We start from the raw sequence: 18,542 nt of genomic DNA on the forward strand, positions 1-18,542 counted from the left end.
CTAAGGATGTGGTCTCCCCGGCTCGCGAGCGGGACCGCGAGCTCGGGGAAGTGCGGAAGTGTCGGTCGTCGCGCCCTGACCGGATCAGTCGTGGGAGTGCAGGGGCTTGCCGGCCAGGGCCAGGTGGGCCTCGCCGAGCGCCTCGTTCTGCGTCGGGTGGGCGTGGACGAGCTGCGCGACCTCGGCCGGCAGCGCCTCCCAGTTGTAGATCAGCTGAGCTTCACCGACCTGCTCGCCCATACGGTCACCGACCATGTGGACGCCGACCACGGCACCGTCCTTGACCTGGACGAGCTTGATCTCGCCCGCGGTCTTCAGGATCTTGCTCTTGCCGTTGCCCGCGAGGTTGTACTTCAGAGCGACGACCTTGTCCGCGCCGTAGAGCTCCTTGGCCTTCGCCTCGGTGATGCCAACGGAGGCGACCTCGGGGTGGCAGTACGTCACCCGGGGGACACCGTCGTAGTCGATCGGAACGACCTTCTGACCGGCCAGCCGCTCCGCGACCAGCATGCCCTCGGCGAAGCCGACGTGCGCGAGCTGGAGGGTCGGGGCCAGGTCGCCCACGGCCGAGATGGTCGGGACGTTGGTCTGCATGTACTCGTCGACGAGGACATAGCCGCGGTCCATCGCGACGCCGGCCTCCTCGTAACCCAGGCCCTGCGAGACCGGACCGCGGCCGATCGCGACCAGCAGCACCTCCGCCTCGAAGGTCTTGCCGTCGGCGAGGGTGACCCGCACACCGTTCTCGGTGTACTCGGCCTTCTGGAAGAAGGTGCCGAGGTTGAACTTGATGCCGCGCTTGCGGAAAGCGCGCTCAAGAAGCTTCGAGCTGTTCTCGTCCTCGACCGGGACGAGGTGCTTCAGACCCTCGACGATGGTGACGTCGGTGCCGAAGGACTTCCACGCCGAGGCGAACTCGACGCCGATGACGCCGCCGCCCAGCACGATCGCGGACTGCGGGACGCGGTCCAGCTTCAGCGCGTGGTCCGAGGAGATGATGCGGTTGCCGTCGATCTCCAGGCCCGGCAGCGACTTCGGCACGGAGCCGGTCGCCAGGAGCACGTGGCGGCCCTGGATGCGCTGGCCGTTCACGTCCACAGAGGTGGGGGAGGAGAGCCGTCCCTCACCCTCGATGTACGTCACCTTGCGCGAGGCGATCAGACCCTGCAGGCCCTTGTACAGGCCGGTGATCACCTCGTCCTTGTACTTGTGGACGGCCTCGATGTCGATGCCCTCGAAGGTGGCCTTGACGCCGAACTGGCCGGCCTCGCGTGCCTGGTCGGCGATCTCACCGGCGTGCAGCAGCGCCTTCGTGGGAATGCAGCCGTTGTGCAGGCAGGTGCCGCCGACCTTGCCCTTCTCGATCAGAGCGACGTCCAGGCCCAGCTGCGCTCCGCGCAGGGCCGCGGCATAGCCGCCGCTACCACCGCCGAGGATCACTAGGTCGAAAACGGTGCTGGCGTCGTTCGCCACGTCACGTCCTCCATGCATGTGCGCCGTACGCCGGGCCCCGTCGCTGGGGTGTGACCGGCCGGTCGGCTGGTGTTCGGCCGCTTTTGTCTTTCGGCCCTGTGGTGGGGGCCCTGTCCTGCCGAGAACCCATCTTCGCACTTGTTGACGGTGGGCGGGACGCGGGGCCCTGGTCTGGGACGGCTGATGGTCCGTTCCAGAGGGTTACCGCTGCGTAGAGACATACGGATTTCGTCGAGAGCGAAACCTGCGTGACGCAGTGCAGCGGTGTCAAGGAGGGAACACGTACGGCCCCGGACGTATGCCCGGGGCCGTACGCACACAGCTGCCTCAGCCGAGGTCGCCGGTCGCGGTGCGCTCCGCCAGCTTCACCAGCGTGCGGACCGCGGAACCGGTGCCGCCCTTCGGCGTGTAGCCGTACGGCGCGCCCTCGTGGAAGGCCGGGCCCGCGATGTCCAGGTGCGCCCAGGCGATGCCCTCGCCCACGAACTCCTTCAGGAACAGACCGGCCACCAGGCCGCCGCCCATCCGCTCACCCATGTTGGCGATGTCGGCGGTCGGGGAGTCCATGCCCTTGCGCAGGTCGGCGGGGAGCGGCATCGGCCAGGAGGCCTCGCCGACCTCCTCGGCGATCTCGTGGATGGAGGTACGGAAGGCGTCGTCGTTCGCCATGATGCCGAAGGTGCGGTGGCCCAGCGCCAGCACCATCGCGCCGGTCAGGGTCGCCACGTCGACGATCGCGTCCGGCTTCTCCTCGGAGGCGCGGGTCAGCGCGTCTGCGAGGACGAGCCGGCCCTCGGCGTCCGTGTTGAGGACCTCGACGGTCTTGCCGCTGTACATGCGCAGCACGTCACCCGGGCGGGTCGCGTTGCCGGACGGCATGTTCTCGGCGAGCGCCAGCCAGCCGGTGACGTTGACCTGGAGCCCCAGGCGGGCGGCCGCGACGACGGTCGCGAACACGGCGGCGGCGCCGCTCATGTCGCACTTCATCGTCTCGTTGTGACCGGCCGGCTTCAGCGAGATGCCGCCCGAGTCGTACGTGATGCCCTTGCCGACCAGGGCCAGGGTCTTCTCCGCCTTCGGGTGCGTGTACGCGAGCTTCACCAGGCGGGGGCCGTGGGTCGAGCCCTGGCCGACGCCCAGCAGACCGCCGAAGCCGCCCTTGACGAGCGCCTTCTCGTCGAAGACCTGCACCTTGATGCCGTGCTCCTTGCCGGCGGCCGTGGCCACAGCGGCGAAGGACTCGGGGTACAGGTCGTTCGGCGGGGTGTTGATCAGGTCGCGGGCGCGGTTGATCTCCTCGACGACCGCGACGGCGCGCTCGGCGGCCGCCTTGAAGGCCTTGTCGCGCGGCTTGGCGCCGAGCAGGGCGACCTCGGCGAGCGGCGACTTCGGGCCGTTGCCGTTCTTCTTGTCCTTCGAGGCGAGCTTGTCCTCGCCGCCCTGGTACGCGGTGAAGGCGTACGCACCGAGGAGCGCGCCCTCGGCGACGGCCTCGGCGTCCTCGACCGACGCGACCGGCAGTGCGAAGCCGGCCTTCTTCGAACCGGCCAGCGCACGCGAGGCGGAGCCGGCGGCGCGACGAAGCGCCTCGGCGTCGAACGCCGCGTCCTTCTCCGGAACCGAACCGAGCCCGACCGCGATGACGACGGGGACCTTGAGGCCGGCCGGCGCGGGGAGCTTGGTGACTTCGCCCTCGGCACCGGAGGCGCCCAGGGTCTCCAGGACGGTGGCGAGCTTTCCGTCGAACGCCTTGTCCACGGCCTCGGCGCCCGGTGCGACGACCGGACCCTTGGCGCCCTTGGCGACGCCGACGACGAGTGCGTCGGCGCGCAGCGTCGCCGCACCGGCAGTGCTGAGAGTGAGAGCAGTCACGGTGGTGAAATCTCGCTTCCGTTGAGTTCATTTATCGGTCGAGGGGTGGGCCGACCGTGCCCGGCGCATCGTAGACGCCGCCGCAATGTGCCGGTAATGAGCCTACGCGCGCCTTTGCTGCCGGATCACGTCGGCGGGCCGTTGGCGACCCGTTCCGGCGGTACGGCTCCGGCGCCGGCCGGTCCGGGCCGGGGCCGCGGAGCCGCGAACGCCCCTGCCAGTAGGGTCGGTTGGGAGTGCCGGAGCGAGCGGGGGGAGAGCGATGCGCGCCCAGTGGGCTGCACGCATGTCGGGACCGGGGCCGGCGCTGCCCGCCGTACTGATTCTGTTGGCAGTCCTGGCCGGCTGCACCTCGGCGCCGGAAGCCGCCCCCGCGGAGCGCTGGAGGCCGAGGCCCGGCGCCGACTGGCAGTGGCAGCTCTCCGGCCGCCTCGACCCCACCGTGGACGTCCCGGTGTACGACATCGACGGCTTCGAGCACGACGCGTCGGCGGTCGCCGATCTGCACCGCCGGGACCGCAAGGTCATCTGCTACGTCTCCACGGGCGCCTGGGAGGACTTCCGCCCGGACGCCGCGAAGTTTCCCGCCTCGGTGCGGGGAAGGGGCAACGGCTGGCCGGGGGAGCGCTGGCTCGACATCCGCCGCACGGGCGTGCTGGAACCGCTGATGGAGGCCCGGATCGAGATGTGTGCGAAGAAGGGCTTCGACGCGGTCGAACCCGACAACATGGACGGCTACCGCAACCGGACGGGTTTCCCGCTGACCGCCGCCGACCAGCTGCGCTACAACCGGCTCGTCGCCCGCATCGCGCACCGGCACGGACTGGCCGTCGGCCTGAAGAACGACCTGGACCAGATCCCGCAGCTGGAGCCGGACTTCGACTTCGCGGTCAACGAACAGTGCGCGCAGTACGACGAGTGCGCCGCCCTCACACCGTTCATCGAGGCGGACAAGGCGGTGTTCCATGTGGAGTACGAGGTGCCGGTGGCGCGGTTCTGCCCGCAGTCGAAGAAGCTGCGCCTGAGCTCACTGCGCAAGAAGTACGAACTCGGAGTCTGGCGCCGGAGCTGTACGTCAAACACGTCCGGCAATTGAGGACATATCGACAATCGGGCCGCCTCGCGCTCTCTCAGCCCAGGGCCAGCCCCACCAGCGTCCCCGTTGCGGCCACCTCCGCAACCGCCCCGAACACATCCCCCGTGACCCCGCCGAACCTCCGTACGCAGTGCCGCAGCAACACCTGCGCGCCGGCCAGCCCGCCCACCACGGCAAGTCCCTGGTGCAACGGCGCGTACCCGCCGAACACCGCCCCCGCCCCCGCGCACGCGGCCACCACCACCACGGCCGCACCTGCCGCCGCCCGCAGCGGAACCGTGCCCGCCACCGCCGCGCCCAGCCCCTCCGGCCGGGCCGGCGGTACGCCCTGACGGGATGCCAGCGTGAGCGCGAGCCGGGCGGTGACCCCGGCGACGACCGCCGCCATCGCGCCGTGCGCCCAGCCCTGCCCGTACAGCTGGTGGAGGACGGCGACCTGGGCCAGCAGCACGAACAGCAGAGTGATCACGCCGAATGGCCCAATGTCCGACTGCTTCATGATGCGCAGCGCGTCCTCAGCTGGTTTTCCGCTGCCGAGCCCGTCCGCCGTGTCCGCGAGGCCGTCGAGATGCAGTCCCCTCGTGAGGACCGCGGGCACCGCGGCCGAGGCGACCGCGGCGAGGAGCGGCCCCGAGCCGAACAGCAGCAACAGCCCGCCGGGCACCGCCGCCGACAGCCCCACCACCAGACCGGCGAACGGGGCGCACAGCATCCCGGCACGGGCCGCTTCACGGTCCCAGCGGGTGACGCGGACGGGGAGGACGGTCAGGGTGCCGAAGGCGAAACGTATGCCGTGGCTGTTCGGGGAGGTCACGGCGCGCAGGCTAATCGCTCCTCCGGGTCGATAGATTGGCCGAAACGCTGCAGAATGCCACAAAATGGATCATCGAGAGAGGGTGGCATGGGTCACTGGTTCGATCAGAACTTCGTCGAGCCGGGGAAGCTGCCCCTGCTCCTCGCGCTGGCCGCCTTTGTGCTGACCTTCGCCATCACCCGTCTCATCACCCGGCTGATCAGGGCGGGGAAGGGCCCGTTCCGCAACGTCACGCCCGGTGGCCTGCACGTCCACCATGTGGTGCCCGGTGTGGTGCTGACGGTGATCGGTGGCTTCGGCGCGGTCTCCAGCGGGCGGCACGGTGTCACGGCGGGCATCTGCGCGGTGATCTTCGGGATGGGCGCCGGTCTGGTGCTGGACGAGTTCGCCCTGATCCTCCATCTCGACGATGTGTACTGGACCGAAGAGGGCCGGCAGAGCGTGGAGGTCGTCGTCCTCACCGCGGCGCTCGTCCTGCTTCTCCTCGGTGGCTTCTCGCCGCTCGGGGTGAACGAACTGACCAGCGATCAGGAGCAGGGACGGCTCGGCATCGTCCTGACCCTGGTGGTCAACTTCTGTTTCGTGCTGATCGCGCTCTTCAAGGGCAAGGCCCGGATGGCGGTGATCGGCGCCCTGGTGCCGTTCGTCGCTCTGTTCGGCGCGATCCGGCTGGCCCGGCCGACGTCGATGTGGGCGAAGCGCTTCTACCGCAACCGGCACCGCGCCCGTTCCAGGGCGGTGCTGCGCGCGTACCATCACGACCGGCGCTGGGTGGCGCCGCGCCGCAGATTCGAGGATCTGATCGGCGGCGCGCCGGACCGGAACCCGGCCCCGACGCGCAAGTCCTGACCGCGGCGGGCGCGCAGATGACGGCGCCGGTCGCGCCGGACCGTGAAGCCGCACAGGATCAGCACCCCGACGATCGCCGCGAGATGCTCCTTGCCCGCCAGGTTGTTCTTGAGGACCACCTCGACGACCATCGCCGTGATCACCACCGCCCCGGTGAACCAGGCCCGGTAGGCGTGGCACAGATACACCGCGATCCCCACCACCGCCGCCGACGGGCCGGTGTCGACGACATGCGCGTCCGATGCGGGCAGTCCGAACAGCCCGTCGGTGCCTACCGCGACCCCGGCCCGTGCGTACAACGTCCCGGCCAGCGTGGCGACGTACGCGATCAGCAAGGTGCGCCACCGGCCCCGACAGATCTCGGCGATCCCGAAAACCACCAGGACCTGCGCCAGCGCACCCCACACCGGGAGATCCGGCGCGGGTACGAACAGCGAAAGTGGAGTACGCAGCAGGGCGATCCACAGCGGGTCCTCGGCCCGCACCGAGCCGAGGACGTCCACCGGCCGACGGCCCCAGGGCTGGTTCTGCACCACCTGGAGCAGCGCCGTCAGACAGACCGCCCCCAGCGTCATCGGGACGGCCCGCAGCCGGGAGCCGCTGAGCGCGCAGCTTACGGTCGACAGCAGCGGCCCCCACTCGCGGCGGGCGGCCGTGCGCAGCGAGGTCCCCGGTCTCATCTACGGCTTCCCAGATGCGAGCGGTGCATCCACTTGGGCAGGCCGGGGGCCTCCAGAAACCCTTCGGCGCGGGCTGCGGCGATGCCGATGCGCAGCAGGTCGGAGCTCTTCTCGAAGAGCATGAAGCGCGGCTCCCAGATCGGTCGGTACTTGGCGTTGGCGCGGTAGAGCGACTCGATCTGCCACCAGCGCGAGAAGAAGCTGAGCAGCGAGCGCCACAGCCTCAGCACCGGTCCGGCGCCGAGCCGTGATCCCCTCTCGAAGACGGACCGGAACATCGCGAAGTTGAGCGACACCTGGGTGATCCCGATCTTCGGTGCGCGCTGCAGGAGTTCGATGACCATGAACTCCATCAGGCCGTTCTCGGAGTTCCGGTCACGGCGCATCAGGTCCAGCGAGAGACCGTTCGGACCCCAGGGGACGAAGCTCAGTACGGCACGCAACTGGCCCTGGCCCGGGGTGTCACCGCTGTCCCGGCACGCCAGCATCACGCACTGCCCGTCCGCTGGATCGCCGAGCCGTCCGAGCGCCATCGAGAAGCCGCGCTCGGTCTCCCCGTCGCGCCAGTCGTCGGCGCAGCGCAGCAGTTCGGCCATCTCGGCGTCGGGGATGTCCGCGTGGCGGCGGACGGTCACCTCGTACCCGGCGCGCTTGACCCGGTTGTACGCCTGGCGGACGGTCCGCATCGCCCGCCCGTCGAGGGTGAACTCGGCCGTCTCCACGATCGCTTCGTCGCCGAGTTCCAGTGCGTCGAGGCCGTGCCGGGCGTAGACCGTGCCGCCCTCCTCGCTCACCCCCATCACCGCGGGGATCCAGCCGTGCTCGCGGGCCTCGGTGAGCCACGGCTCGATCGCGCCGGGCCAGGCCTCCGGGTCGCCGATCGGGTCACCGGAGGCGAGCGAGACCCCGCCGACCACCCGGTAGGCGACGGCGGCTTTCCCGGTCGGCGACCAGACGACGCTCTTCTCCCGGCGCAGCGCGAAGTAGCCGAGCGAGTCGCGGTCGCCGTGCTTGTCGAGCAGGACGCGGAGCCGGTCCTCGTCCTGCGGGGTGATCGGGTCGACGGCCCGGCGGGAGCGGAAGGCCGCGTACACGACGGCGATCAGCAGCAAGGTGGAGAGGATGTTGATGACGACATTGACCCAGCCGGGCACGGTGATGCCGGGGAAGCGGGAGTTGTCGGCGGCGACCGAGATCAGCCGCAGCGCGCCGTAGCGCCAGCGGTCGAGGAAGGTCGAGCGGTACTCGTCGTGCGCCGTGTTGGTGACGGTGACGAGCAGGGTCGCGATCAGTGAGGTGAGCAGCAGCCCGCCGACGGCGACCACGGCTGCCAGCTTCGGGTTGGATCTGTCGCCCTTGGCGTAGAACTCGCGCCGGCCCAGGAGCAGCGCCAGGACGAACGCGGCGGTCAGTGCCAGGGAGATCCAGTTCTGCGGGTACTGCCGGATCTCCGGGAAGGAGATCACAAAGGCGAAGAGCAGCAGCAGCAGACCGCTCAGCACCAAATTGACGATCCACGCGGCCCGCTTGCGGCGGCGCATGGTGACGGCCAGGAAGAGTGCGACCACTCCGGAGGAGAAGCCCGCGGTGAGCAGATAGGGCGTGAAGTAGTTATCGGTGTTGTGCCGGCGGAGGTCCTGGCCGAGCGTGACCCAGACAGCGCTCAGGAAATTGATGAACGACACGGCGCGCAGATACCAGATGGCGAATGCCGCGCCGCGTCGTGAGCGGACGGTGCTCCGCCGGACACCCCCACCGACCAATCGGACCTCTCCCATGAAAAGCGATCATATGGGGCATCGCGCTTCACAAGAGACTGTGCTGCGGCCGGTGTCCGTGGCCGGCGGCCGCAGCCCGGCAGGGTCGGTCAGTCGTCGACCGTCTCGCCGCTCGCGTCGGTCGTCCCGGCCTCGTCGCCGTCCTTCTCGCCGTCCTCGCCGGTGCCCGCCGGAGCGCGCTCGGGCAGCTCCGCCGCCAGCGCGGCCGCGGCCTGCACGAGCGGAAGCGCCAGCAGGGCCCCGCTTCCCTCGCCCACGATGACGCCGTGGTCGAGCAGCGGGTTGAGCGCCATCCGGTCCAGCGCCTTCGTCTGCGCCGGCTCGCCGCTCACCTGGCCCGCCAGCCACCAGTCCGGTGCCCGGAAGGCGGCCCGCTGGGCGACCAGTGCACACGCCGACGAGACCACGCCGTCCAGGATCACCGGCAGCCTGCGCACCGCGCACTGCAGCAGGAATCCGGTCATCGCCGCCAGGTCGGCGCCGCCGACCGTGGCCAGCAGCTCCAGCTGGTCACCGAGGACCGGCCGGGCCCGTCGCAACGCGTCCCGGATCGCCGCGCACTTGCGCATCCAGGCGAGATCGTCGATGCCCGCACCGCCGCGCCCGGTCACCACCGAGGCGTCCGTGCCGCACAGCGCCGCGATCAGCGTGGATGCCGCAGTGGTGCCGCCGACGCTCAGGTCGCCGAGCACCACCAGATCGGTGCCCGAGTCGGCCTCCTCGTCGGCGATCGCGATCCCGAGCCGCACCGCCTGCTCGGCCTCCTCGGCCGTCATCGCGTCCTCGATGTCGATCCGGCCGCTGCCGCGCCGCACCCGGTGACGTACGACCGACTCGGGCAGCAGTTCCGGATCGCAGTCCAGGCCGGCGTCGACGATCCGCACCGGTACGGAGAAGCGGCGGGCCAGCACGGCGAGCGGTGTCGCACCGTCCAGCGTGGCCCGCACCAGCTCGTGCGCGCTCCCGGCCGCCCGGCCCGAGACGCCCAGCTCGGCCACCCCGTGATCACCGGCGAAGAGCACCACGCGCGGCTGCTCGATCGGCTTGACCGGTACGGCCTGCTGTGCGGCGGAGAGCCATTCGCCCAGCTCGTCGAGGCGGCCGAGGGCACCCGGGGGCACGATCAGCCGCTCCCGGCGTTCCTCGGCGTCGCGCCGTACACCGCCGTCGGGGCGTTCGATCAGGTCGGAGAAGTCGTCCAGATTCACGGGGGTCTGCCTCGCGGGTCGTTACGTGGTGTGGGCCGGTGAGCCCGCCGCGGGGCTCATTGCGGAACAGTACCTGCCACATTTCTGACGCCCCATCAGTGCGGCGGGTGGTGGATCAGGCCCCGAACCGCAGCAGCGTCATCGCGGGGGTCAGCGTCCGCAGCCCCGGGGTCAGGTGCTGGATCCGGATCAGCTCGCCCATCGCACCCCGCCCGCGTGGCAGCCCCAGGGCGTGCACCTCGGTGATGTTCGGATGCGCACTGCGCAGCTTCTTCCGCTCGTGAGGGTCCATCGCCCAGCGCATCGGCGGGATGGTCATGGAGCCGACCTTCGACGTACCGGCCACCGTCCCTCGCGCCAGCCAGCGCGCCATCGAGTCCAGGACGAGTACGCCGCCCGGCAGCCGTTCGGCGCAGCCCGCCAGGATCTTCCGTACCTCGGCAGGTTCCAGATACATCAGCAGCCCCTGCGTCGTGACGGCCACACCCCGGCCGGCCGGGTCCTCGATCTCGTCCAGCCAGGAGAGATCGGTCGCCGAACGGGTCAGCGTCCGCAGCCGGTCCGACGCGGGCAGCAGCGTACGGCGCAGCGCGGCGACCTCCGGCAGCTCCACGCTCAGCCAGTTGAGCCGGCCGTTGTCGACCCGCCAGAAGCCGGTCTCCAGGCCTTCGCCGAGCGCGACCACGGTGGCCTGCGGATGGGCGCGCAGATAGCCCTCCACCGCCAGGTCGAAGCAGCGCGAACGCAGCGCCTGAGCCTGCGAGTGGAACGCGTTCGGCCGCCCGAACCGCTCCTCGAAGGGGTAGTCGAGGTCCGCCACCAGCTGCAGCGCCATCGGATCGTCGATGACGGGATAGGGCTGCCCCGCCTCGTACGCCCGGTTGTAGAGCGTCCACAGCAGGGTCTCCGGAACCCCGTTCAGCATCGGCCGTACACGGGCCATGTCCGCTCCTCTCCCGCTCTGCCGTTCCGTCCACTCAGCCGCGCAGTGTCACTGCCTGCCCGGCCACCACCAGCAGTACGTGCTCGCACTCGTCGGCGAACGCCGCGTTCAGCCGCCCCAACTCGTCCCGGAACCGCCGCCCGGAGGCCGTCGCGGGCACCACGCCGGAGCCGACCTCATTGGTCACGGCGACGACGGTACGCCGCGTCCCGCGCACCGCGCCGACCAGTTCGGCGATCCGCTCCCGCAGCGCGGTCTCGCCGCCGTTCGCCCACGCCGCGTCGGACCAGGCGTCCACCCGGTCCATCGCGTCCGTCAGCCACAGCGACAGGCAGTCGATCAGCAGCGGCGGCCCGTCCGACTCCAGCAGCTCCACCAGTTCACAGGTCTCCTCGGTGCGCCAGGCGGCCGGCCTGCGCTCCCGGTGCAGACCGATCCGGGCAGCCCACTCCGCGTCGCCGTCCCGGCCGCCGCCGGTCGCCACGTACACCACCTCGGGGAACGTCTCCAGGCGCCGCTCGGCCTCCACCGACTTCCCGGACCGCGCACCGCCCGTCACCAGCGTGCGCCGCGGGACATCCGGTACGGCTCGGTAATCGCCGACCACCAGCGTCGTCCCGTCCGGCACGATCCGCGCCCCGGACGCCGCGAGCCGTCGGTCCAGCTCGGGGCCGGGCGGCGCGTCGTGGTCGATATGGACGGCGATGACCTCGGTGGCCGGCCCGATCGCCTCGACGGCCCGCAGCCGGGCCACCGCGTCCGGCCGCCCGGTCACATCGCCGACGACCATCTCGTACGGCTGCGCCACCCGGTCCGTGAGACCGGCGGGGGCGGCCCCCGGGGGCATGTACAGCAGCCGCTCGCCCTCCGGGGCCGTCACCTCGTATCCGGTCCCCGGCGCGTCCATCGACACCGCCCGGATCCGGTGCCCGCTGATCAGCGTCAGCTCCTGCCCGTCCGGCACCCGGGCGGCCGGGGGCAGCCCGGCGGGCAGCTCCATGGCTGGCCCGTCGTGCGGATGGGTGAGCAGGATCTGCCGTACGCCGGTCAGCGAATGCCCCGCACGGGCGGCGGCGAACACGGCCCCCGGAGTGAGATCGAGCAGCAGCGCATCGTCGACCAGCAACGCGGTCGCGGCCCGCGCCCGCGGCCCGCGGGCGGTGGCGCAGGCGGCGCACGGACATTCGGGGCGAGGCAGCCCGTCGGGAGCTCCGGTGCCGAGCAGAGTCAGTTCCACGCTCCTGATCCTCCCGCGTCCCCGCACCGACTGCGCGACCAACCCTGCGCGTCCAGCCACTAGGCTGCGGGCAGCAACGTGACCCAGGAGGCGGACATGGCGTGGACGTGGCGGTTCGAGAAGTCCGACGGTACGGAGACGGAGCCGGCCCTGCAGCCGGAGGAATTCACGACCCAGGGGGACGCGGAGTCCTGGATCGGCGAGTTCTGGAAGGAGCTCCTCGACGGCGGAGCGGACCAGGTGACGCTGTTCGAGGACACGACGAAGATCTACGGCCCCATGAGTCTCCAGGCCGACCAGGGCTGACCCGTTCCACCGGCATGCACGGGCCCCGGGTGCCGTTCGTCGGTACCCGAGGCCCGCGCGCGTGCGGTTCCGCAGGCGGTCAGATCTCGCCCAGCGTGACGTCCGCGGTCCGCTGCGCGGTGTTGCGCAGATACGTCACCGTGACCTTCTGGCCCGGCTTTTTGACGGCCAGTTCCTCCGACAGCGAGGCGATCGTGGTGACCTGAGCGTCGCCGATCTTCGTGATGATGTCGCCGACCTGCAGCCCCGCCTTGTCGGCGGCGCCGCCCTTCGTGACGCTGACCAGCGCCACCCCGGCCGGCTGGTAGTTGTCGTCGACGACCGTGCGGCCGGTGATGTTCAGTGCCGCCCGGCCCGAGTCGGTGACCTTGCCGTTCTTGATGATCTGGTCGGCCACCGTTTTGACCATCGAGGCGGGGATCGCGAACCCGATGCCCGGCGCGGCGCTGTCGCCCATTGCGGGGTCCACCGCTCCCAGGGTCGGGATGCCGATCACCTCGCTGTCCAGATTGACCAGTGCGCCGCCGCTGTTGCCCGGGTTGATCGCCGCCGAGGTCTGCACCATGTTCGCGATGGTCGCCCCGGTGCCCCCGCCCGCGCGGCTCTCGGTCACGGTCCGGCCGACCGCCGACACGATGCCCTGGGTGACGCTGCTGGACAGCCCGAGCGGCGAGCCCATCGCCAGCACGATCTGACCGACCTCGACCTTCTCCGAGTCACCGAACGTCGCCGGCTCCAGCCCGCTCGGCACGTCGTCGAGCTTGATGACGGCCAGGTCCTGTTCCGGATATGCGGCGACCAGCGAGGCGCTCAGCACCTTCTCGCCGGTGGCGATGGTGACCTTGAAGGTCTTCTCCTCGCCCACCACATGGGCATTGGTGACGATATGGCCCTTGTCGTCATAGATGATGCCCGAGCCAAGACTGTTGGAGGCGTCGATCTGCACGACCGAGGGCAGGACGTTCTTGATGACGGTCTGGAAATCGGCCTGCAGATCGTCGGCGGACGGGGTGGTCAGAGCCTGCTTCGCGCCCGACGGCGTTGCACCGGCCTGCGACGCGTTCGATTTCGATCCGGAGCAGCCGCTCACCAGGGCGATGGCGCAGAGGCCTGCGGCCAGTGGCAGCAGCAACCGGCGGGCACGGGTACGCGAGTGGGAAGCATCCATGTCCGGATTATTACTTTTAACCCCATTGGCGGCCTGTTGGGCGCAGCCGATCGAGCGGGGCGCCCGCCAGGGATGCGGGGTGCCTGCCAGGGATTACGGGACGGCGCTCAGCCCCGCACGCCGCACAGATGGAGCAGTGCCGCCACGCCGCGGTACGGGTCCGTCCGCCCGGCCCGGTCCTCCGCGGCCAGCACCCGGTCCAGTTCCGCCGCGGCCGGCAGTTCCACGTCATTGCTCATGTGGTCCGTGAAGATCCGCACCCCGTACCAGGCATGCAGCGGCGCGGCGATCCCGGCGAGTGTGGCGGTGAGGTCGTCCAGCCGGTCGGCCCGGACCGTCAGTCCCAGCCGATTGGTGTAGGCGTCCGTGTCGAACGCGGCAAGCGCCGTGTCCCAGTCCCCGGCGATGCCGGGCCGCATCGCCAGCGCGTCCCCGTTCCGTACGACCAGGGACAGCAGTCCGCCGGGCGCCAGCATCCGGGCCAGGCCCGCCAGCATCGCGTCCGGCTCCTGGACGTACATCAGCACGCCGTGGCAGAGCACCACATCGAAGCTGCCCGGCAGGAAGTGCACCCCGGTCTCCAGGCCGTCGCCCTCGATCAGCCGGACCCGCTCCCGGATGCCCGCGGGCTCGTCGGTGAGTGCCTCGCGAGCCACCCGCAGCATCTCGGCATCGGACTCCAGACCGGTCACCGTGTGACCGGCCCGGGCCAGCCGCAGTGCCTGGGTGCCCTGCCCCATGCCCACATCGAGGACCCGCAGCCGTTGCCCGACCGGGAAGCGCGCGGTGATCTGCTCGTCGAGCTGCCGGGCGACCAGCTCCTGGCGGACGGTGTTGCGCAGCCCGCCGAGCCCTTTGAGCCAGGTGGAAGAGGCCCCGGAGAACGGGGAGGTGCCGCGGCGAGGCGGACCGACGGACGGACCGGCCACCGAGCCGGAAACCTCCGTGCTCAGGGCCGCTCTCCGCGCTTGACCTGCGGCTTCGGCAGGCGGAGCCGGCGCATCTGAAGCGTACGCATCAGGCCGTAGGCCACCGCGCCGCGCTTCGGCGTATCGGGGAAGCGTGCGTTCAGCTGCTTCTTCAGCCGGAACGCGAGCCCGATCGAGTCGATGACGATCAGCACGATCACACCGAGCCAGAGCAGCAGCGAGATGTTCTGGATGTTCTGCACCTGGATCACGCTGAGAATCAGAATGATCACTGCGAGCGGCAGGAAGAACTCCGCGATGCAGAAGCGCGAGTCCACGAAGTCGCGGACGAAGCGACGCACCGGCCCCTTGTCACGGGCCGGCAGGTAGCGCTCGTCGCCACTCGCGAGCGCCTCCCGCTGCTTGGCCATGTCCACGCGGCGCGCTTCGCGCTGGCGCTTCATGGCCTCCTTGCGGTCGAGCGGCGCACCACTGGAGGCACGACGGCGCTGCGACTGGGCATCGCTGCGCTTGGGGGTGGGGCGACCCTTGGGTGCCTGCGGGTCGCGGGGCTGCGTGGAGAGGTCCGCCGTCACCTTGGAGGTGGGGGCCTTCTCTTCCTTCGAACGGCTACGGAACACAAAACCCAAGGGTACGGGGTCGGCGGCGGCGACCCCAGCCCGGTCGGGAACGATCCGGCAACGGCCTGCGTCCTCACATGTGTCCCGAGAGGGGCAGAACGGACGTTGCCGCCGGTTTCCCTGAAGCCACCTACTCCCTGGGCCGGAGCGGTGACCGGGAGCAGTCGTCCTTGGGGAGGACCACATCCTTGCTCGAACAGTGCGGTAATAGAGACAGGGCCCGTACTGTGGGTTCTGTTGGAGTGCTGGAGCCCAGTCCGTCAGAAGGGGGCGCGCGAAGCCCATGAGCGGTGTCATGAAGCGTATGGGGATGATCTTCCGCGCGAAGGCAAACAAGGCCCTTGACCGGGCCGAGGATCCGCGCGAGACCCTCGATTACTCGTACCAGAAGCAGCTGGAGCTGCTTCAGAAGGTGCGCCGCGGTGTCGCCGATGTGGCGACCTCGCGCAAGCGCCTGGAGCTGCAGCTGAACCAGTTGCAGGGCCAGACGTCCAAGCTGGAGGACCAGGGCCGCAAGGCGCTCGCGCTCGGTCGTGAGGACCTGGCCCGCGAGGCGCTGTCCCGGCGGGCCGCCCTCCAGCAGCAGGTCACCGACCTGGAGACGCAGCACTCGACGCTGCAGGGCGAGGAGGAGAAGCTCACTCTCGCGGCCCAGCGGCTGCAGGCCAAGGTCGACGCCTTCCGTACCAAGAAGGAGACCATCAAGGCCACCTACACAGCCGCCCAGGCGCAGACCCGGATCGGCGAGGCGTTCTCCGGGATCTCCGAGGAGATGGGCGACGTCGGCCTGGCGATCCAGCGGGCCGAGGACAAGACCCAGCAGCTGCAGGCGCGCGCCGGTGCGATCGACGAGCTGCTCGCCTCCGGCGCACTCGACGACCCGACCGGGACGGCGAAGGACGACATCGCCGCCGAGCTCGACCGGATCTCCGGTGGTACGGATGTGGAGCTGGAGCTGCAGCGCATGAAGGCCGAACTGGCCGGCGGCTCCGCTCCGCAGCAGGCGATCGAGGGCGGCTCGCAGGACGCCACCCAGCAGCAGTCGTCGCAGTCCCCGCACAAGTTCGACAAGCAGTGAGGCAGACGTCATGATCGTTCGGATCATGGGGGAGGGCCAGCTGACCCTGGCCGACAGTCATCTCGCCGAGCTGAACAAGCTCGACGACGAACTGCTCGCCGAGATGGAGAGCGGTGACGGCCCGGGCTTCCGCGCCACGCTCCACGCGCTCCTCGCCAGGGTGCGCGAGCTCGGCACGCCCTTGCCGGACGACTCCCTGGAGCCGTCCGAACTGATCCTGCCGTCGCCCGACGCCACCCTCGAAGAGGTACGCGACATGCTCCGCGACGACGGTCTGATCCCCGGCTGACGTCAGCCGCTCCAGCACCCGCACGCAAGTGCTCTGCCCCGTGTCCGGTCCGCCGGCCGCGGGGCAGTGCGCTCTCCGGGCCGGTACGTCGTGCTGACGGACCGGTTCGTCCTGATCGGTGCGTTCTGCGTCCCGGCGCGGGGGCGGACGGACCGGATCCGTGCGCGACACGCCGTACCGTTGCTTGACGTGACCACCCTCGGAACCGGGTTCCTGCGCGTGCGGCGCTGGCTGCGCGACCATCCCCTCGCGTTCGACGGCGCGCTCGCCGTGGCCGTGCTCGCCTCGATGATCGCCGGGTCGTTCACCGACCCGAACGCCCCGAACGGGCCCAGCTTCGGCACCCGCACGCCCGAGGCGGCCAGCGTGGTCCTGATGGTGCTCGGCGCTGCCGTGCTGGTCCTGCGGCGGCGCAACCCCATGGCGGTGCTCGCCGCCACCGGTGCGCTCACGATCGTCGAGTTCGTGCTGGTGGACCCGCCCGCCCCGGTGGTGATGAGCGCGGTCATCGCGCTGTACACGGTCGCCGCCACCACGGACCGGCCCACCACCTGGCGGGTCGGCCTGCTGACCATGAGCGTTCTGGCGGCGTCCGCGATGCTCTTCGGCGCCTCCCCCTGGTACAGCCAGGAGAACCTCGGGGTCTTCGCCTGGACCGGCATGGCCGGCGCGGCCGGGGACGCCGTCCGCTCCCGGCGGGCCTTCGTCGACGCGATCAGGGAACGGGCCGAGCGGGCCGAGCGCACCCGCGAGGAGGAGGCCCGCCGCCGGGTCGCCGAGGAACGGCTGCGGATCGCCCGCGATCTGCACGACGTCGTCGCCCACCACATCGCTCTGGTCAATGTGCAGGCCGGGGTCGCCGCCCACGTCATGGACAAGCGCCCCGACCAGGCCAAGGAGGCGCTCGCCCACGTCCGGGAGGCCAGCCGCTCCGCACTGGGCGAACTCCGCGCCACCGTCGGGCTGCTGCGCCAGTCCGGCGACCCGGAGGCGCCGACCGAGCCGGCTCCCGGCCTCGCGGTCCTCGGTGAACTGGTGGACAAGGTCCGGCGAGCCGGCCTCCCGGTCGAGGTGGCGTGCGCCGACCGTCTGACCCCGCTGCCCGCAGCCGTCGATCTCGCCGCGTACCGGGTGATCCAGGAGGCGCTGACCAACGTGCAGAAGCACGCGGGCCCCGAGGCGAAGGCCGAGGTGAGTGTCATACGGGTGGGGGAGACGGCCGAGGTGACGGTCCTCGACAACGGCACGGGTCGGAGCGAAGGTGCGGGCACTGCCGCCGACGGCGGCGGCCACGGACTGCTCGGCATGCGCGAACGCGTCACCGCCCTCGGCGGCACCCTCACCGCCGGGCCCCGCTACGGCGGCGGATTTAGGGTTCATGCGATCCTGCCGGTCAAGGCCCGCACGGGAGAGCCGGAGTAGCCGGGCACGGCGGGCCGGACGGGGGAACGCCCATGACAACACCCATCAGGGTCCTGCTCGCCGACGACCAGGCGCTGCTGCGCAGCGCGTTCCGAGTGCTGGTCGACTCCGAGCCCGACATGCAGGTGGTCGGCGAGGCGGCGGACGGCGCCGAGGCCGTGGCGCTGGCCCGCTCGACGCGGGCCGATGTGGTGCTGATGGACATCAGAATGCCCGGTACGGACGGGCTCGCCGCGACCCGGATGATCAGCGCCGACCCGGAACTGACAGCCGTGCGGATCGTCATGCTCACCACCTTCGAGGTCGACGAGTACGTGGTGCAGTCGCTGCGGGCCGGCGCGTCCGGCTTCCTCGGCAAGGGGGCGGAACCGGATGAACTGCTCAATGCCATCCGTATCGCCGCGGGCGGCGAGGCGCTGCTCTCCCCGGCCGCGACCAAAGGACTGATCGCCACCTTCCTTGCGCAGGGCGGCAGTTCGGACGGTCCGGGGCCGAGTGCCGCCGAGTACTCCGAGCGGCTCGACGCGCTCACCGGTCGTGAGCGCGAGGTGCTGGTCCTCGTCGCGGGCGGGCTCTCCAACGACGGGATCGCCGAACGTCTGGCGGTGAGCCCGCTCACCGTCAAGACCCATGTGAACCGGGCGATGGCGAAGCTGGGCGCCCGCGACCGGGCTCAATTGGTGGTAATTGCGTACGAATCGGGCCTGGTGCGCCCCCGGGTGGAGTAGCAGGTGGAGGGGCGGCGTACTCCACCTGCGGTATGCGTCGCATAAGAATGCG

18 protein-coding genes are annotated in these 18,542 nt (G+C 70.7%); 7 read left to right on the top strand and 11 right to left on the bottom strand.

The window, feature by feature from the left end; genetic code table 11:
* Nucleotides 1–84 precede the first annotated feature (84 nt).
* Both lpdA and OHA03_RS22165 read right to left on the bottom strand, forming a co-directional pair.
* A complete protein-coding gene (gene lpdA, locus OHA03_RS22160; RefSeq protein ID WP_267005538.1) occupies nucleotides 85–1,473 on the bottom strand; it encodes a dihydrolipoyl dehydrogenase in 1,389 nt (462 codons plus the stop codon).
* Nucleotides 1,474–1,800: 327 nt separating this feature from the next.
* Complete coding sequence (locus tag OHA03_RS22165; RefSeq protein WP_267005539.1) at nucleotides 1,801–3,345, bottom strand: leucyl aminopeptidase; 1,545 nt, start codon at nucleotides 3,343–3,345, stop codon at nucleotides 1,801–1,803.
* A 262-nt stretch (nucleotides 3,346–3,607) separates the two neighbouring features.
* On the opposite strand from OHA03_RS22165, the gene OHA03_RS22170 reads away from it, so the two are divergent.
* Nucleotides 3,608–4,441, top strand: coding sequence for an endo alpha-1,4 polygalactosaminidase (locus tag OHA03_RS22170; RefSeq protein ID WP_267005540.1), 834 nt, complete (start codon nucleotides 3,608–3,610; stop codon nucleotides 4,439–4,441).
* Nucleotides 4,442–4,475: 34 nt separating this feature from the next.
* Here the strand turns inward: OHA03_RS22170 and OHA03_RS22175 are convergent, their stop codons facing one another.
* Nucleotides 4,476–5,255 (bottom strand): adenosylcobinamide-GDP ribazoletransferase, encoded by a 780-nt coding sequence (locus OHA03_RS22175; protein WP_267005541.1) that lies wholly within the window; start codon nucleotides 5,253–5,255, stop codon nucleotides 4,476–4,478.
* A gap of 87 nt (nucleotides 5,256–5,342) precedes the next feature.
* Between OHA03_RS22175 and OHA03_RS22180 the strand changes: the two genes are divergently transcribed.
* A complete protein-coding gene (locus tag OHA03_RS22180) occupies nucleotides 5,343–6,104 on the top strand; it encodes a hypothetical protein (protein WP_267005542.1) in 762 nt (253 codons plus the stop codon).
* Here OHA03_RS22180 and OHA03_RS22185 read toward each other — a convergent pair.
* The 5 genes from OHA03_RS22185 to OHA03_RS22205 all read right to left on the bottom strand — a co-directional run bounded on the left by OHA03_RS22185 (nucleotide 6,011) and on the right by OHA03_RS22205 (nucleotide 11,950).
* The gene (locus OHA03_RS22185; RefSeq protein WP_267005543.1) at nucleotides 6,011–6,784 is read right to left on the bottom strand and encodes a hypothetical protein; all 774 of its coding nucleotides are present in this window, start codon (nucleotides 6,782–6,784) and stop codon (nucleotides 6,011–6,013) included. The two genes, OHA03_RS22180 and OHA03_RS22185, sit on opposite strands and share 94 nt — an antisense overlap.
* Nucleotides 6,781–8,562, bottom strand: a complete 1,782-nt coding sequence (locus OHA03_RS22190; RefSeq protein ID WP_267005544.1) for a phosphatidylglycerol lysyltransferase domain-containing protein — start codon at nucleotides 8,560–8,562, stop codon at nucleotides 6,781–6,783. Before OHA03_RS22190 ends, OHA03_RS22185 begins: the two co-directional genes overlap by 4 nt.
* An 89-nt stretch (nucleotides 8,563–8,651) precedes the next feature.
* Nucleotides 8,652–9,770: a nicotinate-nucleotide--dimethylbenzimidazole phosphoribosyltransferase gene (gene cobT, locus OHA03_RS22195; RefSeq protein ID WP_267005545.1), complete on the bottom strand. Its 1,119-nt coding sequence runs from the start codon at nucleotides 9,768–9,770 to the stop codon at nucleotides 8,652–8,654.
* 115 nt (nucleotides 9,771–9,885) lie between these two features.
* Nucleotides 9,886–10,713, bottom strand: a complete 828-nt coding sequence (locus tag OHA03_RS22200; protein ID WP_267005546.1) for a class I SAM-dependent methyltransferase — start codon at nucleotides 10,711–10,713, stop codon at nucleotides 9,886–9,888.
* A gap of 34 nt (nucleotides 10,714–10,747) precedes the next feature.
* Entirely contained in the window at nucleotides 10,748–11,950 is a 1,203-nt protein-coding gene (locus tag OHA03_RS22205) for a bifunctional adenosylcobinamide kinase/adenosylcobinamide-phosphate guanylyltransferase (protein ID WP_267005547.1), read from the bottom strand.
* A gap of 96 nt (nucleotides 11,951–12,046) precedes the next feature.
* Here OHA03_RS22205 and OHA03_RS22210 point away from each other — a divergent pair, with 96 nt between their 5' ends.
* Nucleotides 12,047–12,256, top strand: coding sequence for a hypothetical protein (locus OHA03_RS22210; RefSeq protein ID WP_267005548.1), 210 nt, complete (start codon nucleotides 12,047–12,049; stop codon nucleotides 12,254–12,256).
* A 79-nt stretch (nucleotides 12,257–12,335) separates the two neighbouring features.
* Here the strand turns inward: OHA03_RS22210 and OHA03_RS22215 are convergent, their stop codons facing one another.
* The 3 genes from OHA03_RS22215 to OHA03_RS22225 form a co-directional block, all read right to left on the bottom strand.
* Nucleotides 12,336–13,424, bottom strand: coding sequence for a S1C family serine protease (locus OHA03_RS22215; protein ID WP_267005549.1), 1,089 nt, complete (start codon nucleotides 13,422–13,424; stop codon nucleotides 12,336–12,338).
* 107 nt (nucleotides 13,425–13,531) lie between these two features.
* A complete protein-coding gene (locus tag OHA03_RS22220) occupies nucleotides 13,532–14,266 on the bottom strand; it encodes a bifunctional 2-polyprenyl-6-hydroxyphenol methylase/3-demethylubiquinol 3-O-methyltransferase UbiG (RefSeq protein WP_267008125.1) in 735 nt (244 codons plus the stop codon).
* 107 nt (nucleotides 14,267–14,373) lie between these two features.
* The gene (locus OHA03_RS22225; RefSeq protein ID WP_030933626.1) at nucleotides 14,374–14,973 is read right to left on the bottom strand and encodes a DUF3043 domain-containing protein; all 600 of its coding nucleotides are present in this window, start codon (nucleotides 14,971–14,973) and stop codon (nucleotides 14,374–14,376) included.
* Nucleotides 14,974–15,268: 295 nt separating this feature from the next.
* Between OHA03_RS22225 and OHA03_RS22230 the strand changes: the two genes are divergently transcribed.
* From OHA03_RS22230 to OHA03_RS22245, 4 genes are all read left to right on the top strand, one after another.
* On the top strand, nucleotides 15,269–16,051 hold the full coding sequence (locus tag OHA03_RS22230; RefSeq protein WP_267005550.1) for a PspA/IM30 family protein: 783 nt from the start codon (nucleotides 15,269–15,271) through the stop codon (nucleotides 16,049–16,051).
* A gap of 10 nt (nucleotides 16,052–16,061) precedes the next feature.
* Nucleotides 16,062–16,340: a hypothetical protein gene (locus tag OHA03_RS22235; RefSeq protein WP_267005551.1), complete on the top strand. Its 279-nt coding sequence runs from the start codon at nucleotides 16,062–16,064 to the stop codon at nucleotides 16,338–16,340.
* 189 nt (nucleotides 16,341–16,529) lie between these two features.
* Nucleotides 16,530–17,762 carry a sensor histidine kinase gene (locus OHA03_RS22240; protein WP_267005552.1) on the top strand — a complete coding sequence of 411 codons (1,233 nt, stop codon included), beginning with the start codon at nucleotides 16,530–16,532 and terminating at the stop codon, nucleotides 17,760–17,762.
* A 32-nt stretch (nucleotides 17,763–17,794) separates the two neighbouring features.
* Nucleotides 17,795–18,490, top strand: coding sequence for a response regulator transcription factor (locus OHA03_RS22245; protein WP_267005553.1), 696 nt, complete (start codon nucleotides 17,795–17,797; stop codon nucleotides 18,488–18,490).
* Nucleotides 18,491–18,542 lie beyond the last annotated feature (52 nt).

The sequence above is a fragment of the Streptomyces sp. NBC_00154 genome (genome assembly GCF_026342835.1).
GTDB lineage: Bacteria > Actinomycetota > Actinomycetes > Streptomycetales > Streptomycetaceae > Streptomyces.

Excerpts from the sequence above, each read along its gene's own strand:
- OHA03_RS22170 (WP_267005540.1), top strand. The coding sequence starts at position 3,608 with ATGCGCGCCCAGTGGGCTGCACGCATGTCGGGACCGGGGCCGGCGCTG.
- OHA03_RS22180 (WP_267005542.1), top strand. The coding sequence starts at position 5,343 with ATGGGTCACTGGTTCGATCAGAACTTCGTCGAGCCGGGGAAGCTGCCC.
- OHA03_RS22185 (WP_267005543.1), bottom strand. The coding sequence starts at position 6,784 with ATGAGACCGGGGACCTCGCTGCGCACGGCCGCCCGCCGCGAGTGGGGG.
- OHA03_RS22190 (WP_267005544.1), bottom strand. The coding sequence starts at position 8,562 with ATGGGAGAGGTCCGATTGGTCGGTGGGGGTGTCCGGCGGAGCACCGTC.
- OHA03_RS22200 (WP_267005546.1), bottom strand. The coding sequence starts at position 10,713 with ATGGCCCGTGTACGGCCGATGCTGAACGGGGTTCCGGAGACCCTGCTG.
- OHA03_RS22210 (WP_267005548.1), top strand. The coding sequence starts at position 12,047 with ATGGCGTGGACGTGGCGGTTCGAGAAGTCCGACGGTACGGAGACGGAG.
- OHA03_RS22215 (WP_267005549.1), bottom strand. The coding sequence starts at position 13,424 with ATGGATGCTTCCCACTCGCGTACCCGTGCCCGCCGGTTGCTGCTGCCA.
- OHA03_RS22230 (WP_267005550.1), top strand. The coding sequence starts at position 15,269 with ATGAAGCGTATGGGGATGATCTTCCGCGCGAAGGCAAACAAGGCCCTT.
- OHA03_RS22235 (WP_267005551.1), top strand. The coding sequence starts at position 16,062 with ATGATCGTTCGGATCATGGGGGAGGGCCAGCTGACCCTGGCCGACAGT.
- OHA03_RS22245 (WP_267005553.1), top strand. The coding sequence starts at position 17,795 with ATGACAACACCCATCAGGGTCCTGCTCGCCGACGACCAGGCGCTGCTG.